This window comes from Streptomyces mobaraensis (assembly GCF_020099395.1).
Classification (GTDB): domain Bacteria; phylum Actinomycetota; class Actinomycetes; order Streptomycetales; family Streptomycetaceae; genus Streptomyces.
The window spans coordinates 44,185-58,558 of record NZ_CP083590.1; the positions used below are offsets into that span (position 1 = coordinate 44,185).

Here is a 14,374-nt window from a genome sequence, read left to right on the forward strand (position 1 = left end):
CGGGCGTCACCAGCGCACCGGCAGCCGGGCCGGTGCGCGCAGCGGGGTCGTCTCGTCCCAGGGGAGCGAGGCGGCCGGCTCGGCCAGTTCGATGCCGGGGAGCCGCTCCAGCAGCACCTCGACGGCGGTGGCGAGCTGGAGCCGGGTGAGGTGGCCGCCGGTGCAGGCGTGCGGGCCGTGCCCGAACGCCACGTGCGCGTTGGGCGAGCGGGCCGGGTCGAAGCGGTCGGGGTCGGTGAACGCCGCGGGGTCGCGGTTGGCCGACGCCGGGACGGGCACGACCGCGTCGCCCGCCCGGATGCGCTGCCCGTGCAGGGTGAAGTCCTCCCGGGCGACGAGGATGTTGATCGCGTTCATCAGCGGTACGTAGCGCAGCAGTTCCTCCACGGCGGCGGGGATCCGCGCGGGCTCCTCCCGCAGCCTCCGCAGCTCGTCGGGGTGGCCGAGCAGCACGAGGAGGGCATTGCCGGTGTGCTGGATGTTGGTCTTGTAGCCGGCCATGAGCATGGTGACGACGAAGCTGACGACGTCGTCGCGCGTCAGGGTGCCGCCCGCCCGGCGGCTCTCCGCCAGCAGTATCCCGAGGTAGTCCTCACCCTCCCCCGCCCGCTCCCTGCGTGCGATGAGGTCGGACGCGTAGTCCTGGAGCGCGTACAGCGCGGCCAGCACCTCCTCCATCGTCAGCCCGGAGGCGCCGAGCAGGGCGAGGGTGTGCGGCAGGAAGACGTCGCGGTCCTCGTACGGCAGTCCGACGGTCTCGCACAGCACCCGCAGCGGGAGCGGTTCGACGTACGCGGGGACGAGGTCCGCCGTACCGTCCGGCGCCCCGGCCAGCATCGCGTCGAGGAGCTCCGCTGCGATGGCCCGGACCCGCGGGACCATGAACTCCAGCCTGCGGCGCCCGAACAGCGGGAGGACGGTGCGGCGGACGCGCTCGTGGTGCTCGCCGGTCATCTCCAGGAAGGTGGGCAGGCACGGCGGTGGGGCGTCGGCGCCCTCGCGGGGCGGCCAGGCCGACAGCAGCGGCCGGACGAGCCGGGGGTCGGCGAAGGCGGCGCGCACGTCCTCGTAGCGGCTGAGGAGCCAGCCCGTCTCGCCGTTGGGCAACTCGGCCTTGACGACGGGTTGTTCGGCGCGCAGCCGGGCGTAGGCGCACGGCGATCCGGCGCTGCCGGGCTCGGGGGCGGGAACCTTGATGACGGTCTCGACGGTGTCCACGGCTTCGGTGTCGCTCATGCGGTCCCCTCCGAAGGGCTGGTCGCGGGGCGGGTGAGGTAGCCGGAGGTGTGGAAGTACTCCAGGTAGCGGTCGAGCAGGGTGGCGTCGACCGGCGGGCAGTCGAGCCCGCTGCCGGCCAGGGCCGCCTCGGCGTTGCGCCGCCCCAGCACGGGGAAGGTGTCCTGGAGGTACATCTCCTTGACGGACCGGTCCGTCGTGCGGCCGCGGTCGACGCACAGCGACACGAACGGGGCCGTGGCGGCCGTGGGATGCGCGGCGACATGGCGGACGAGGGCGGCGACCCACTCCTCGTAGGGCAGCGTCCGCAGGGTGTGGCCGGCGGCGCGCATCCGGTCCAGGACGTCCGAGAGCATCGCCGGGCGCGGGTTGGTGAGGTGGTAGACGCGGCCGTCGGCCGGCTCGTGGGTGGCGATGTGGACGAGGGCCGCGGCGAGGTGGTCCACCGGGACGAAGTCCATGGGCAGCGCGATGTCCGGGGCCAGTCCCGTGTCGGCGATCATCTTCAGCAGCGAGCAGATGGCCGTCTCGGTGTTGCACACGCCGTGCGCCGTGTCGCCCGTCACCTCGTACGGCCGGTGGACGGCCACCGGCAGGCCCTGTTCGGCGGCCTGCCGCAGCACGCCCTCGGCGACCCATTTGCTCTCGGCGTAGCCCATGGTCAGGGCGTCGGCGTGGTCCAGCGGCAGGTCCTCGTCCACCTCGCGCACCCCGGCCGCGCCGAAACCGGCGACGACGGCGACGGTGGAGACGAAGTGCACGGGGACGCGGCGGGGCGCGGCGAGGCGGACGATCTCCCGGGTGCCGTCGACGTTCGCGGCGCGCAACTCCTCGTATGGGTAGAGGAAGTTGACGTGGGCGCCGTTGTGGACGACGAGGTCCAGGGTGCGGGAGAGGTCGGCCGTGTGCGCGTCGGGCAGGCCGAGGGCGGGCTCGGTCAGGTCGCCGGGGAAGCACGCGACGCGCTGCCACGCGGCCTCGTCCGGGTGCAGCCCGTAGCGGGCGAGCGCGGTGCGCACCCGCCGTTCGGCGTGCGCCGGAGACGTCGCCCGTACCGGGCAGTGGACGCGCGCCCGCGTGGAGCGCAGCAGCCGGTCGAGGAGGAAGGCGCCGACGTACCCGGAGGCGCCGGTGAGCAGCACGTGCCGCGGATCGTGGGGGCGCGGGGCGGGGCCGGCGGCGGGCGGCAGGTCGAAGCCGAGCTCGGTCTCCTTGACGAAGTCGGCGGGCGGCGCGGCCGTTCCGGCGGTGCCGTGGCGCGCCTCGCGGACGGCCGCGGCGAACCCCTCCAGGGTGGGGGCGGCCAGCAGCGCCCGGACGAGGCCCGAACCGTGGGCGGCGTCCAGGCCCAGGACGGCGAGCGTGCGGGTGACGGTCTCGGAGGCGAGCAGGGAGTCGCCGCCGAGGTCGAAGAACCGGTCCTGGGCAGCGGGCCGGACGCGCAGGACCTGCTGCCACACCTCCGCGAGGACGCCGAGCAGGCCGTCCTCGGCCGGGAGGTCCTGCGCCGGACGGCCCTCCGTCGGACTGCCCTCCGTATGACTGCCCTCCGTAGGACGGGCCGCCCCCGCCGGCTCCGGGGCAGGGGCGGGGGCCGCGGCTTTCAGCCGGGCGCGGTCCACCTTGCCGCCGCTGGTCACCGGGAACCGGTCCAGCGGCACGAGCGCCGGAACGGCCTGCGCGGGCAGCCACCGCGCGCAGTACGCGCGCAGATCCGGTACGAACAGGGGCCGGCCGGCCTCGGCGGGGGTGACGTACGCGGTCAGCGCGCCCTCCTCGGCCTCGACGGCGGCCTCGCCTACCGCCGGATGGGCCCGCAACCGGGCCTCGACCTCGTCGAGTTCGACCCGTACGCCGCGCAGCTTCACCTGCCGGTCCAGCCGGCCGTGGTACTCCAGCAGGCCGTCGGCCGTCAGGACCGCCCGGTCGCCGGTCCGGTACAGCGGCCCGTCCGGCTCCACGGCGGGCAGGGTGACGAACCGCTCGGCGGTCAGCGCCGCGTCGCCGAGGTAGCCGAGGGCCAGCCCGTCCCCGCCGACGTACAGCTCGCCCTCCTCGCCGGGCGCCGCCGGCGTGCCGTCCGGGCGCAGGACGTGGCAGGTGGAGGCGCCGAAGGGGCGGCCGAGGGGCACGTGCCCGGCGTCGTCGGGCAGCGGGCGCAGCACATGGGCGGTGGAGACGACCGCGTTCTCGGTCGGGCCGTAGAAGTTGACGACGGTGGTGCCGGGGCAGGCCGCCAGGACGGCGTTGGCCAGGCGCGGGTCCATCGCCTCGCCGCCGGCCGACACGAACCGCAGCCCCGACAGGGCCTCCGGCCGGGTCCGGGCGAGGAGGTGGAACACGCTCGTCGTCAGGTACGCGACCGTGACCCGCCGGGTGCGCAGCAGGTCCTCCAGGGCGGCGGGCGAGAGGAGTTCGGCGCGGTCGGCGATGACCAGGCACGCCCCCGTGAGCAGCGCGCTCCAGATCTCTATCGTCGAGGCGTCGGAGGAGAGCCCGTAGGCGTGCAGGACCCGGTCGCCCGGTCCGGGCGGCGGCAGTTCGGGGTCGGAGAGCACGAGGCGGACGACGCCGCGGTGCGGTATCGCCACCGGTTTGGGGCGGCCGGTGGTGCCGGAGGTGAAGGCCACGTAGGCGGGGTCGGTCGGGGACGCGGTACGGGTGGGGCTTTCCGGGGTGGCCGCGGTCGTCTCCTCGACATCGTCGAGGCCGATGCTCACGCGTAAGCCGCGCACCGGGCGTTCACCGCCGGGCAGGGTGACCGCGGCGCGCAGCCCCGCGTCCTCCGCCATGGCCCGCAGCCGGGCCGGCGGCAGGTCCTCGTCCAGCGGGACGTACGCGCAGCCGGCCTTGAGGATGCCGAGCAGCGCCACCAGCGCTTCGAGGGAACGGCTGCCGCACACGCCCACCAGGTCGCCCGGTTCGACGCCGCGCGAGCGCAGGCGCGCCGCCAGGGCGTCGGAGCGGGCGTCGAGCCGGCCGTAGGTCAGGGTGCGCTCCCCGTGCCGGGCCGCGAGGGCGTCCGGGCGGGCGGCCGCCTGCGCCGCGAACAGCTCGGCTACGAGCCGGTCCCGCGGGTAGCCGGCCGGGGGTGCGGAGTCCGAGGTGTTCGAAGTGTCCGCGGTGGGCCGGGGCTGCGCGTGGGGGCGTAAGGAGACGTCTGTGTCGGTCATGTGCGGGTGGGGTGTCCTTCCGGCTCGGGTGTGTGCGGTGTGCGATGTGCGGGTGTGCGGTGGGTCGGTTGCGGCGCACAGGAGCGCGGTGCGTCGGCTCTGTGCGGTGCGTGATTTCCGTGGTCGCTCGCGCGGTTCGGGGTCCGTGCTCCCGGACTCGTGCTCCCGGGTTCGCGCTCCCGGGTGCGGCGTTCCGCGTGCGCGGCGGTGGTCAGCCGGCGGCGGCCGACTCGTCCTCCGAAGCGCCGGCGAAGTCGGCCGCGAAAGCGGCGAAGTCGGCGGTGCGCCAGCGCTGCGGGCGCATGCGGAAGACGACGTCGTCCGTCAGCTGCGCCGCCGTGGCCGCCAGGTAGTCGCGGGCCTCGTCGGGGTCGAGGTAGCGGTGGGCGAGGGCCTCGCGCACGGCCGGGTCGATGGGGTCCTCCACCGCGGTGACGGGCCCCTCGACGCTGACGTAGCGGTACGGCCGCCGCTCGTCCTGCACGCAGAGGCTGAACCGCCCGGCGGCGCGCAGCAGTCGGGCCTTGACCGTCTCCCGGCCCGTCTCGACGACGACTTCGCCGCCCGGCTCGTACGCGTACCAGACGGGCACCACCAGGGGCGCTCGGTCACCGTCCCGGGGGTCGGTGACGCCCAGGATGCCGATGTGCGGGGCTGCGAGGAATTGTTCACGGGCGTCGTGCGGCATGGCGGGCAGCATGAGGGCTCCTCTGCGGTGTGGGCGGGAAAGCGCCGTTTCACGGGCGGCTCCCCCGTGAAGGATCTTGGAAGCGAACGCATAACTCCCCGTGCCTATTGCCCTACAAACTGATGTTTTGAGTCGTCTTGAGAGGCAGCGAGACAGGTGGGGCCGGTGTGTCAAGAGGGTGGAAGGGCCGGGCGTTACCGGCGGTTGATCAGGAAGAAGCGCCGGCCGGAGCGGTCGGCGCCGCTCGGCGCCCCGGGGGGCCGAAAGCAGACCCTGCGGCGGGCGGTGGCGGCATATCGACGTGCGGCAGCCGAGCCCGGGCCGGCCTATGGACGGAACGGCCTTCTCGGGACCGTACGGCACGGCCCGGCGGCGTCGGAGCGGGAACTCGGCCGGGCGGCCCCGCCCTTCACGGAGCACTGAGCCGCCGGGGCCAGGACCGGGAAGCGAGGCCGACTTCACGTCACCTGATACGGCCCGGACGGGACGGGGGGCGCTCCGACCGGCGACACAGCGGGGCAGCGGAGCGGCGTGGCGGAGCGCCGTTCTGCCGCATCGCCCTTGCCTGCGGCAGAACGGCCGGGGCTCCCCGGCATGCCGCCACGTCGCACGTGTGGCGTGAGACGTGAGAGGGGTCGCGGAGGGTCTGGCGTGGGCTGGCGGTAGCCCGGAACCGTCCGGGAGTTACGCGCCGGGACGGCGGTGCCCGACACTCCCGCGCCGTCCGTGCGGCATGAGCCGGTCGCATGGCGCGGCGGGGTTGGCGGTGGCCCGCGATTCGTTCGGCAGCGGATGCCGTGATGGCGGCGGCGCCTGACCGTCGCATACCGCCGGTGCCGGCCGGCAGACATGGGGGCGCGGTCGGTGCCGGCTCCACGTCGCGCGTGTGGCATGAAAGGGGTCGCGTGGCGCGGCAGGGTGGGCGGTGGCCTGACATCGTGCGGCAGTTGATGCCGTGACGCAACGGCGTCTGACCGTCCCGTACCGCCGGTGCCGGTGCCGGTGCCAGCCAGCCAGCCAGCCAGCCAGCCAACCAGCAGGCAAGCATTGGGGCGCGGTCGGCGTCGGCTCGCGGGCGCGAACAGGCCGGCCGGGGGGCGGGAAGGGTTGCGGCCGTACCGGCACCGCGCCCTTCCCGCCCCGGCCCGCTCCGCCACGGCCGTCTGCGTTCCGCCAGGTCAGGCGGACGGGAGTCGGCGCGCGTACGCCTTGCCGCCACCGTCGAGGAGGGCGGTGGTGCCGGCGCCGTCCAGGGAGAGGGAGTTGGGCGCCCAGGAGATGTCCGTGGCGCCGCCGGTCGTGCTGATCCGCTCGATCTCGCCGGTCCGCAGGTCGCGCCGGAAGACGTCCACAGACTGGTTGGTGTCACCGGGCACCAGGTTGTCGGCGCCCGAGGCGAAGATCAGCCGACGGCCGTCGGCCGTCACGCTGCCGCGGTAGGCGTCGTGCACGGTCCGGGTGCCGGGCAGCGGTGGGGCGGCCTTCGTGGTGGTGCCGTGCCGCAGGTCGCGGACGTACAGCTCGACGTGCGAACCCTCCTCGTCCGTCCCGTTGGCCTCGAAGACGCGGAACGTGGCGTACCGCCCGTCGGGGCTCAGGTTGGCGTACGGGTGCGCGTCGCGCAGCACGCCCGCCGGGTCGACGGAGGCGCCCTGGATGCGGCCGGTGCGCGCGTCGTACACGTAGAACGGGAACGTGGGGCGCGGCCGTGGCGGCTTGGAACCGGTGGGGGCGGCGGTGGCGCCGCTCCGGTCACGGGGCAGCAGGTTGGTGGCCCGGGAGCGGAAGCCGATGGTGGCGCCGTCCGCGCTGATCACCGGGTCGGCGGAGGAGTTGTCGGCCCGGGAGCCGTCCGCGCCGGCCGTGACCAGCCGGGTGGTTCCCTTCCAGCGGTCGGTGACGTGGATGTCGCGCCCGTTGAGGGTGTACGCGACGTACCGGCCGTCCGCGCTGATGGCGGGGCTCTCGGCGCTCCCGTCGACGCTGACGAGCTCGGTGTGCCCGGTCCGGCGGTCCCGGACGAAGACCCGGTAGCCGCCGTTCGCCGGCAGCCCGGGCAGGACGTCGGCCGCGTCGGACGCGAACGCCACGTACCGGCCGTCGCCGCTGATGGCCGCCTGGCTGGTGGACCCGTTCAGCTGCCCGCCGTCGTCGGCGAGGCTGACCCGCTCGGTCCGCCCGGCGCGCAGGTCTCGGACGAAGATGTCGTACAGGCGGTTGGTGTCGCCCTGGACGAGGTTCGACGCCATGGAGGTGAAGACGGCGTACCGGCCGTCCGCGCTCATCCCGCGCGCTTCCGACCAGTTGTCGGGCTGGGCGCCGTCGAGTCCGATGTCCACTTGGACGGTGTCCCCCGCTCGCGGGCCCGCGTGGGCGGGAAGCGCCGCCCCCGCCATCAGGGCCGCGGCCGCGAGGACCAGGCCCCCACGCGCCAGCGGCCGTCTCGCCCTGCCACTGTTCGTCCGTCTCATGGTGATCCGTCCTCCCCTGTGGTCGGGCCGGCCCGTCTCCGGCGCCGTCTCTTCGGCCAGGGAGAGCCAACCGGCGGCGGTCCGCCCGGTCAACGACACCGATCACCGACGGGCGGGAACCCGCCAACCGGACGTGCCGGCAAGGGAGACGGCGCCGCTCTCCGGCCGGCTCTCCGCGGCCGGCTGGCGCGGGCCGGCCGGAGGCCGGACGCGACGGGGCGCGCCCGGGGTCTTGCGCGGTGACCGCTCGCCGTCGCGACGGTTCCGGACCACCGCCGGCCCGGCCGCGCCAGGCGACCGGGCTCATGCCGTGCGGTCGGCCCGGGACTGTCGGGCCCCCGGACCGCCGTCGTGTCCCCCGTAGCCCGCGGCGGGCCCACCGGCGCCGCCTCTGCTGGACGGCGGCCGCCGCAGGACACTGACGCTCCGGGGCGTCGATACCACCGGAGCGGGGGCGGGGGCGGGCGGCGCTGCGGCTACACGCCCGGCTACAGGCCCGGGATCCGGCCGTTGCGGAAGAGGTCGACGAAGATCTGGTGGTCCTCGCGGGCCCGGGCGCCGTAGGTGTGGGCGAAGTCGGTGAGCAGCTCGGCGAAGCCGGTCTCGTCGGCGGCGATCGCGGCGTCGATGGCGTGCTCGGTGGAGAACGGCACCAGGGAGTGGCCGCTGGTGTCGTCGGCGGCGGCGTGCATGGTGGCGGTGGCGCGGCCGAGGTCGGCGACGACGGCGGCGATCTGCCCGGGGTCGTCGATGTCGGACCAGTCGAGGTCGACGGCGTACGGCGAGACCTCCGCGACCAGCTGCCCGGCGCCGTCGAGTTCGGTCCAGCCCAGCCACGGGTCGGCGTGCGCCTGGAGGGCGCGCTGGGAGATCACCGTGCGGTGGCCCTCGTGGGTGAAGTAGGCGCGGACGGCCGGGTCGGTGACGTGCCGGGAGACCGCGGGGGTCTGCGCCTGCTTCATGTAGATGACGACGTCGTTCTCCAGGGCGTCGCTGTTGCCCTCCAGGAGGATGTTGTACGAGGGCAGGCCGGCGCTGCCGATGCCGATGCCGCGGCGGCCGACGACGTCCTTGACGCGGTGGGAGTCGGGGCGGACGCGGCTGCTGTCGGGGAGGGTCTTCAGGTAGCCGTCGAAGGCTTCGAGGACCTTGGCGCGCGTGGGGGCGTCCAGCGGTATCGAGCCGCCGCCGTCGAGGAAGCGCCGGTCGTGCCCGCGGATCTCGGTCATGGTCGAGAGGAGGCCGAACCGGGTGCGGGCGCGGGCCTCGCGCAGGGCGTCGAGGAGCGGGCCCTGGGCGGTGTCGAGGGTGAAGGGCGGGAGACCGCCGGGCGTACCGTCCTCCGCGCCCGCGGCGAGGGCGTGGATGCGCTCCCGGTAGGCGGCGGCGTAGATCCGCACCAGCTCGGTGATGGTGTCGTCGCTGAGCGCCTTGGCGTGGCCGAGGAGGGCGACGGAGGCGGCGAAGCGCTTGAGGTCCCAGAGGAAGGGGCCGACGTACGCCTCGTCGAAGTCGTTGACGTTGAAGACGAGCCGGCCGCCCGCGTCCATGTAGGTGCCGAAGTTCTCGGCGTGCAGGTCGCCGTGGATCCACACCCGGGACGTGCGGTCGTCCAGGTAGGGGCCGGCGTCCCGTTCGTGGGCCAGGTCGTGGTAGAAGAGGCAGGCCGTGCCCCGGTAGAAGGCGAAGGCGGAGGCGGCCATCTTCCGGAACTTGACCCGGAAGGCGGCCGGGTCGGCCGCCAGCAGCTGTGCGAACGCGGTGTCGAAAACGGCGAGGATCTCCTCGCCGCGCTGGGCGGCCCGGTCGTGCTCGAGCGCCATCGCTGGTCCTCCTGGGGTGGTTCGTTCGTGCGGGTGCCCGTGCGCCCGCCGTTCCTCGCGTGAGGCTACCGTCACGGGTCCGCGGCCCATGACGGCGGGCCGCGCCGCCCGCCCCCCCCCTACCCGCGCCGATCGCCCTCCGGCCCGCGCCGACCGCCCCCCGCCCGTACGCATCGCCGGCCGGTGCGAGGGGAAGACGGTGGGAAGAGGACACCGGCGAGCGGGCGGGGAGGGGTCGCCATGGCGGTGAACGAGCGGTCTGCCGGAGGCCACGACGCGGAGGAGGAGCGGCGGCGGGCGGAGGGTTCGGCCGAGGGCCGGCTGGAGGCGGAGCGCCTCGCGGGGAAGGAGCCCGACGACCGGTTCGCCAACCCCCGGACGACACGGGCCGAGTTGTCCCTGTCCGGGGCCGCGTCGGGCGTCGCCACGCTCACGGCGCGCGGGGGCAACGCGATCCCGAAGGGCATCCGCGTCGTCGACGAGTCCGGTGCCCTGATCGCCGCCTATATCGGCCTCGCCCTGGACGACCTGAGCGTGGCCAAGTCGGCCCGGTCCTCGGTCGCCGGCGCGCTCGCGCGCGCTCTCGACGGCACCGACGCGGAGGACGAGGCGAAGGCGGAGTCGCCGGCCGGGGTCATCGTCGGCCGGGTCGGCGGGGACGTGCCGGTGCGGCTGACGCCGGAGGAGTTCCGGAACCGCGCCGTGGACCTGTTCGCGGGCGAACTGATCGACCTCTCGCAGGAGTTGCGGGGAGCGGTCCACCGGGAGGCGGAGGACGGGCCCTCCTGAGCCGGTCCTCCTGAGCCGGCGCTCCCGAATCGGCGCTCCTGAGCCAGTGCTCCCGAGCCGGTGCCCCCTGAGCCGGTGCCCGGCCGGGTGTCTCAGCCTTCCGGGTAGAAGACGAAGAGGGTGCAGCCCGTCGTCGTCTGCGGGATGTGGGAGGAGCCGGCGGGGGCGTGGAGGAAGGTGCCCGCGGGGTAGTCGCGTTCGCCGTCGTTGAAGACGCCGGAGACCACGAACACCTCCTCCGGGCCCGGTTCGTGGACGTCGATGCCCTCCCAGTGCGCGCCGGGGTCCATCTCCAGCACGTGCGCCGTCGCGCCGTTCTCGCCGCTCCACAGCGAGCGCAGCCGGATGCCGGGGAAGAGGGTGCGGGCCGGAACGTCCTGTGCGGCGGCCCATACGTAGCCGGGCACCTGACCGCCCGTCGACGCTGTGGTGGGTGTGCCGTCCGTGGTCTGGGGTGTCGTGTTCGTCATGGGGCAAGCCTCGCCGGTCTCCGGCACCCCGCCCAGTGTCTTGTTTGACGTCCTGAGGTACTTTCCTGCCATGCACCGTGTAGCGGCACTCGTCCACGCACCTCAGTCGACCTTCGAACTCGCCTGCGCGGCCGACGTGTTCGGCGTCACACGGCGCGGCCTGCCCGCTCGCTACCGCTTCACCGTCTGCGCCGAGCGGCCCGGTGCGGTCGCCACGCTCGCCGGGTACGACATGGTCGTCACCGAAGGGCTCGACGCCCTCGACCGGGCCGACACCGTGGTCGTCCCCGGCTGGCTGCCCATCGCCGAGCCCCCTTCGGACGCCGTCGTACGGGCGCTGCGCCGGGCGCACGCGCGGGGCGCGCGGGTGGTCAGCATCTGTTCCGGCGCCTTCACCCTGGCGTACGCGGGACTCCTGGACGGCCGCTCGGCGACCACCCACTGGGCGCAGGCCGAGCAGTTCGCCGCGCTGTTCCCGGCCGTGCGCCTCGAACCGGACGTGCTGTACGTGGACCACGGCGACATCGCGACCAGCGCGGGCTCAGGGGCCGGGATCGACCTGTGCCTGCACCTGGTGCGTTCCGACCACGGCGCCGGTTACGCCGCGCGGGTCGCCCGGAACATGGTGATGCCGCCGCACCGGGAGGGCGGGCAGTTGCAGTACGCGGCCCCGCCCCGCCCCGCGCAGATCGACAGCTCGCTCGCGCCGCTGCTGGACTGGGCCGCCGGCCGGCTCCACGAGCCGCTGACGCTCGACCGGCTGGCGGCCCGGGCCGGCTGCTCCACGCGTACCCTGGCCCGCCGCTTCACCGAGCAGCTCGGCGTCAGCCCGGGGCAGTGGCTGCTCGCCCGGCGGATCGCCGCGGCCCGCGAGCTGCTGGAGACCTCCGACCTGGCGGTGGACGCCGTCGCCCGCCGTACCGGACTCTCCTCCGCGACCAACCTCCGCAGGCGCTTCCTCAGCGCCCTGGGCACCACTCCCAGCGCCTACCGCCGGGCCTTCCACAGCACGTCACGCCGGCCGCCCGGCACGGCCCGGACCGCCCACGGCACGCGCTGAGCCCCGGCGGGCGCCCGCTACGCGCACCGCGCCGCGACCCGCTCCGGCAACGCCCGCTACGCGCACCGCGCCACGGCCGGCTCCGGCGCCGACGGCGTCCGGCCGCCCGCCACCCGGCGGGCCACCGCCCGCTGCCCGTTCGCGAGCCACCGCACGGGCCAGTGCAGGAGCAGCGCCAGGCACAGCAGCCATCCGCCCGCATGGACGGCCCAGACGCCCGCGAGGGTCGGGCCGCCCCAGGCGTGGTGGTAGTCGGTGTCCAGGTACCAGACCGGGTAGCCGAAGTTCCGTACGGAGTTGAACAGCGCGAAGCCGATCAGGCCGAAGGCCGCCAGGTCCAGGGGCAGTCCGAGGACGGCCCGGCCCACCACCCGGCCGCCGGTCCACCCTTCGCCGCCGGCGATCCGGCCGTACAGCCGGGCCGCCTGACGCGGGCGGCCGGCCAGGGTCAGGGCCACCGCCGCCCACCCGGCCGGGAGCGCCAGGAAGGCGCGGGCGGTGGTACGGACGGTACGGCGGATCGCGGACATCGGTCGGGCTCCTCACCCTCGTTCGGCTGATGTCCCCACTCTCCCGCCCCACACGGCTCGCCGTCGTCGGACCTGGGCGCCAGATGTGATGTCATACTCAGGTCCTATGCGCCGGAATGAAGTCCTGTACGCCGGAACGCAGCCCTGCGGCTCGCCGTCGGGTCTCCCCCGCAGGCCGAGCCGTCAGGACGGGTGCGCCGGACCGCCCGCGTTCGGCACACCGCACCCAGCTACCCACGACATTGAATCAACGGCCGGACGTCGTTCTGACGCCGTGGTGCGCAGGCGGCGGACGGAATCCGGATGCTGCGCCCGCGTTCAGTGCCGGAGGGCGGCGGCCTCCCGTACGGCTTGGGCGAAGGCGCGCGGAGCGTCCGCCGAGATGTAGACGGTGTCCACCTCCGTCGTCACCCCCGACTTGCCGAGGTCGAGGGCGGCCGGCGGGTCGAGTCGGAGGCACAGGTCCACCGCGCCGCCGGCCGAGCAGGCGACGGCCCTGGGTTCGCCGGGGACCCGGCGTACGCCCAGGCCGGTGACGGTCCGGGTGACACGCGTGACGGACGCGACCGAAGCGCCGGGCACCGTCAGGCTGCCGAAGCAGCCCGTGCGCAGGACCAGCCGGGACGGGGAGACGAGGTGCGGGCTCCGTGCCATCGCGGCGACGGCCCCGAAGCCGGCGAGGACGAGCAGGGCCTCGAAGGCCGCGTGGCAGGCCCTGAACGCCGGGGGCAGCATCGCGGACGTGCAGAGGGCCGTGACCGTCTCCAGCACGACGAGCAGCGTCACGGTCTGGCGCGCGTCCGACGAGTGGGCGAACCGGCGTGCGTCCTCGGCCTGTTCCGGGAGCGGTCGCCGCGTCGCCCAGCGGACGAGCGAGGTGGCGAGGGTCCGCGCGGTGTCGGTTTTCGACGGGCGGTGGATGCCGGGCTTCCCGGACGCTTCCGGCACAGGGCTTCCCCTTTCCTGTGGCACGCGGGTGGGATCCGTGGGGAGCCGGGGCCGGGCCGGAGGCCGCCCGGGCTTCCACGCTTCCGAGCATCCCGCGCTGTACGCGCGGGCGGAAGTGAGGTTTGTCATCACCCGCGCGGAGACAGGGGGGTGTCCGGCCGGTCAGGCGCGCAGGTGCTCCAGCACCGGGGCGAACTCCTCCATGTACGGCTCCAGGATCGTGAAGTAGCTGAAACCGTAGCGTGCGCGGTGGGCGTGCAGGCGGGCGGCGATCTCCGCGACCGAGCCGGACAGGAGGGCGGGGTGGGTCATCAGGTCCTCGTCCGTGAAGTGGGACACGTCGCCGATCAGGTCGTCCTTCTTCGCGAAGGGGTCGCCGTCGACGGTCACGACCTGGACCAGGAAGTTCAGCTCGGCGGGGGCGAGTTCGGCCGGCCGTTCGGCCTCGAAGCGGCGGTAGACCGCGACGCGCTCCTCAAGGGCGTCGGGAGCCAGCAGTCGCGGCACTCCGCCCGGGCCGATTCCGCCTCCGGTGAAGGCCATGGTGGTGGCGTGCCGGGCGGCCGTGCGCAGGAGCCGGTCGCCGCTCCCGCCGATCACCATCGGGACGCGCGGCTGGGCGGCCGCGGGTGCGTGCGCCGGGTCCGCGAGCAGCCGGCCGACCTCGGTCACCGTGTGGGTGAGGTGGTCCACGCGCTCGCGCGGCGAGCCGAAGGGCAGTCCGGCGCTCTCGTGCTCGGCCTGCGCGTAGCCGGCGCCGAGGCCCAGTTCCAGTCTGCCGCCGGTCAGTTGGTCGGTCGTGGCCACCTCGCGGGCGAGCAGGGCCGGGTTCCAGAAGCCGGCGTTGAGCACGTAAGTGCCCAGCCGGGCCCGCTCGGTGACCTCCCCGGCGGCCACCAGGAACGGGAACGGGGCCGGCATGCCCAGGTGGTCGGCCACCAGGATCACGTCGTAGCCGAGCTCCTCGGCCCGGCGGCACTTCGCGCGCCATTCGGCGCCCGTGCCCGTACGGAACATGTTGACGGCGAAGCGGAAAGGCCGGTCGGTCTGGTTCGTCATCGGGAATCCCCTCGGTGGTCGTTGACCGGTACCGTACCGGAGGGCCCCTCCGATAACTCCGGTCGCCGCCCCAAGGGGTAGGTACGCCCAGTCCCGGCTCGGCCATCGTGCCGTACGTGCGCACGTG

11 protein-coding genes are annotated in these 14,374 nt (G+C 74.7%); 2 read left to right on the forward strand and 9 right to left on the reverse strand.

Features of this window, described 5'->3' with window-relative positions:
• Positions 1-6: 6 nt before the first annotated feature.
• The 5 genes from K7I03_RS00205 to K7I03_RS00225 form a co-directional block, all read right to left on the reverse strand.
• The gene (locus tag K7I03_RS00205) at positions 7-1,236 is read right to left on the reverse strand and encodes a cytochrome P450 family protein (protein ID WP_185945923.1); all 1,230 of its coding nucleotides are present in this window, start codon (positions 1,234-1,236) and stop codon (positions 7-9) included.
• A complete protein-coding gene (locus K7I03_RS00210) occupies positions 1,233-4,409 on the reverse strand; it encodes an amino acid adenylation domain-containing protein (RefSeq protein ID WP_185945922.1) in 3,177 nt (1,058 codons plus the stop codon). Before K7I03_RS00210 ends, K7I03_RS00205 begins: the two co-directional genes overlap by 4 nt.
• A 211-nt stretch (positions 4,410-4,620) precedes the next feature.
• Positions 4,621-5,109 carry a pyridoxamine 5'-phosphate oxidase family protein gene (locus K7I03_RS00215; protein WP_185945921.1) on the reverse strand — a complete coding sequence of 163 codons (489 nt, stop codon included), beginning with the start codon at positions 5,107-5,109 and terminating at the stop codon, positions 4,621-4,623.
• Positions 5,110-6,275: 1,166 nt separating this feature from the next.
• Complete coding sequence (locus tag K7I03_RS00220; protein ID WP_185945920.1) at positions 6,276-7,568, reverse strand: TolB family protein; 1,293 nt, start codon at positions 7,566-7,568, stop codon at positions 6,276-6,278.
• 488 nt (positions 7,569-8,056) lie between these two features.
• Positions 8,057-9,391, reverse strand: coding sequence for a DUF2252 domain-containing protein (locus tag K7I03_RS00225; protein WP_185945919.1), 1,335 nt, complete (start codon positions 9,389-9,391; stop codon positions 8,057-8,059).
• A 240-nt stretch (positions 9,392-9,631) separates the two neighbouring features.
• On the opposite strand from K7I03_RS00225, the gene K7I03_RS00230 reads away from it, so the two are divergent.
• Complete coding sequence (locus K7I03_RS00230) at positions 9,632-10,180, forward strand: hypothetical protein (RefSeq protein ID WP_185945918.1); 549 nt, start codon at positions 9,632-9,634, stop codon at positions 10,178-10,180.
• Positions 10,181-10,272: 92 nt separating this feature from the next.
• Here the strand turns inward: K7I03_RS00230 and K7I03_RS00235 are convergent, their stop codons facing one another.
• On the reverse strand, positions 10,273-10,650 hold the full coding sequence (locus K7I03_RS00235; protein ID WP_221903657.1) for a cupin domain-containing protein: 378 nt from the start codon (positions 10,648-10,650) through the stop codon (positions 10,273-10,275).
• Between the two features lie 70 nt (positions 10,651-10,720).
• Here K7I03_RS00235 and K7I03_RS00240 point away from each other — a divergent pair, with 70 nt between their 5' ends.
• A complete protein-coding gene (locus K7I03_RS00240) occupies positions 10,721-11,710 on the forward strand; it encodes a helix-turn-helix domain-containing protein (RefSeq protein ID WP_185945917.1) in 990 nt (329 codons plus the stop codon).
• Positions 11,711-11,766: 56 nt separating this feature from the next.
• Here the strand turns inward: K7I03_RS00240 and K7I03_RS00245 are convergent, their stop codons facing one another.
• The 3 genes from K7I03_RS00245 to K7I03_RS00255 all read right to left on the reverse strand — a co-directional run bounded on the left by K7I03_RS00245 (position 11,767) and on the right by K7I03_RS00255 (position 14,247).
• Entirely contained in the window at positions 11,767-12,240 is a 474-nt protein-coding gene (locus K7I03_RS00245; protein WP_185945916.1) for a hypothetical protein, read from the reverse strand.
• A gap of 318 nt (positions 12,241-12,558) precedes the next feature.
• A complete protein-coding gene (locus tag K7I03_RS00250; RefSeq protein ID WP_185945915.1) occupies positions 12,559-13,188 on the reverse strand; it encodes a hypothetical protein in 630 nt (209 codons plus the stop codon).
• Positions 13,189-13,350: 162 nt separating this feature from the next.
• The gene (locus K7I03_RS00255; RefSeq protein ID WP_185945914.1) at positions 13,351-14,247 is read right to left on the reverse strand and encodes a TIGR03621 family F420-dependent LLM class oxidoreductase; all 897 of its coding nucleotides are present in this window, start codon (positions 14,245-14,247) and stop codon (positions 13,351-13,353) included.
• Positions 14,248-14,374: the final 127 nt, after the last annotated feature.

Bases quoted from the DNA above. Each gene is read 5' to 3' on its own strand.
- K7I03_RS00205 (WP_185945923.1), bottom strand. From the start codon at position 1,236: ATGAGCGACACCGAAGCCGTGGACACCGTCGAGACCGTCATCAAGGTT.
- K7I03_RS00210 (WP_185945922.1), bottom strand. From the start codon at position 4,409: ATGACCGACACAGACGTCTCCTTACGCCCCCACGCGCAGCCCCGGCCC.
- K7I03_RS00215 (WP_185945921.1), bottom strand. From the start codon at position 5,109: ATGCTGCCCGCCATGCCGCACGACGCCCGTGAACAATTCCTCGCAGCC.
- K7I03_RS00220 (WP_185945920.1), bottom strand. From the start codon at position 7,568: ATGAGACGGACGAACAGTGGCAGGGCGAGACGGCCGCTGGCGCGTGGG.
- K7I03_RS00225 (WP_185945919.1), bottom strand. From the start codon at position 9,391: ATGGCGCTCGAGCACGACCGGGCCGCCCAGCGCGGCGAGGAGATCCTC.
- K7I03_RS00230 (WP_185945918.1), top strand. From the start codon at position 9,632: ATGGCGGTGAACGAGCGGTCTGCCGGAGGCCACGACGCGGAGGAGGAG.
- K7I03_RS00235 (WP_221903657.1), bottom strand. From the start codon at position 10,650: ATGACGAACACGACACCCCAGACCACGGACGGCACACCCACCACAGCG.
- K7I03_RS00240 (WP_185945917.1), top strand. From the start codon at position 10,721: ATGCACCGTGTAGCGGCACTCGTCCACGCACCTCAGTCGACCTTCGAA.
- K7I03_RS00245 (WP_185945916.1), bottom strand. From the start codon at position 12,240: ATGTCCGCGATCCGCCGTACCGTCCGTACCACCGCCCGCGCCTTCCTG.
- K7I03_RS00255 (WP_185945914.1), bottom strand. From the start codon at position 14,247: ATGACGAACCAGACCGACCGGCCTTTCCGCTTCGCCGTCAACATGTTC.